1 protein-coding gene is annotated in these 1793 nt (G+C 47.8%); it reads right to left on the bottom strand.

All coding sequences use genetic code 11. From position 1 onward, the window contains the following. Positions 1–1793, bottom strand: a 1793-nt coding sequence (gene bchH / locus PX481_RS05025) for a magnesium chelatase subunit H (RefSeq protein WP_288093853.1), incomplete at both ends; no start/stop codon positions are given.

The raw sequence follows: 1793 nt of genomic DNA, 5'->3' as shown, positions 1-1793 counted from the left end.
CTCTAGGGGAATTAATTCCAATTTATTCACCCGTCCCAAAGCATCGGGAACAGGACGAACCCCCACCATCCAGAGAATTTGTGCTAGGGATTCCCCATAAGTTTTGATATTATCCGTTCCCCAGAGAACACAAGCGATGGTTTCGGGATATTTACCGCCATTATCCAGTTTTTGCCGTTCTAACAGACGATCCACCACGATTTTAGCCGATTTGACCGCCGCTAGGGTCGGGATAGACTGGGGATCTAAAGCATGGATATTTTTACCCGTCGGTAAAACTCCGGGGTTGCGGATGGGGTCGCCACCAGGACCGGGAAGAACGTATTCCCCTTCCAATGCTTTTAATAGCGCCCCCAATTCATTATCGGCACAGACCTGTTCTAAACAGAATTCTAGGTATTCAAACAGGGGTTTTAACGCGACCGGATCAACTTTTGGATAACCCATCGACCGTAAAGTTTCGATCCAAGGCGATTTCTTGCCTATATTCAAGAAATTCAGCTTAGAAAGCATCGATACTCGACCTTCTGCGTCGGTTTGGGACTTGACTAAAGTTGCGACGGCAGCGCGAGTCGCTAGGGTGATGTTTTGCAGTAATTCCACATCCTCTAACACACCTCGATCGCTATTGCGATAAACTTCCTCTAGATCCCGGCCGATGCTGTTGGCAATAATTCGGGGTAAGGAGAGTAAATCGTCTTCTTCCCGGTCTAAACTGGCAATATTGACCAAAGTTGCCACCGCTTCGAGCGCCGAGGGGGGTTTCCCAATAACGTGAAGTCCGCAGGGAAGCAAGCGCGATTCAATTTCCATCAGTTTGCGATAGACCGAACCGACGATATTATCCCGTTCCTCTTGACTGAGATGGGCAGTGTCACCATCAGGTAAACTTATATCTTTGTCGAGATTGACTAATAAACATTTATCGACAATGGTATTGACAATTTGCACCCCACGCCCACTATCTTTCAGGGTTTGGTAGGAACCGATCAACTCGCTTAGTTCTTTTAACCCTTTGTAGAGTCCGGCATTTTCTGCGGGGGGAGTGAGATAGGAGATGGTTTCCGCATAACTGCGACGTTTAGCGATCGTCGCTTCGCTGGGGTTATTAGCGGCATAATAGTAGAGGTTGGGAATCATCCCGATGAGGTTATCGGGGTAGCATTCCCCAGACATTCCCATCTGTTTCCCCGGCATAAATTCTAGGGAACCGTGGGTGCCAAAATGAAGAACCGCGTCTGCTTTCCAGACTTGATTGAGATAGGTGTAGTAGGCTGCAAAACCGTGGTGGGGACTAGCAGAACGAGAAAATAGCAGACGCATGGGATCCCCTTCATAACCGAAGGTGGGTTGAACCCCAATAAAAACATTACCGAACTCTTTGCCGTAGATTAACAGATTTTGTCCATCACTGTTGAGATGTCCAGGTGGTGGTCCCCAATTTTCCTCCAAACGGACGGAATAGGGGGTTAAACGCTCGTATTCAGGTACAGACATCCGATAGGCGATATTTAGCTCCGGACTATGGTACTGTGCTTGAGCATCATGGATTACCGCTTCCATCAGTTCTTTCGGAGATGCGGGTAAGTCCTGCAAGTCATAACCATTATTTTGTAACGCTTGCATCACCTCGTAGATAGAACCGAACACATCTAGATAGGCTGCGGTTCCCACATTCCCCTTATCGGGGGGGAAACTAAACACAGTGATGGCGACTTTTTTATTCAGTTTCGGTTTCTTTCTTAGATTAGCCCATTTTAGCGCCCGTTGAGCGATCGCTTCTATCCGGTCCT

The organism is Microcystis sp. M53603_WE2 (genome assembly GCF_030065435.1).
The sequence above is the reverse complement of the archived record's forward strand: the minus strand, read 5'-3'. Positions and strand labels throughout refer to the sequence as shown.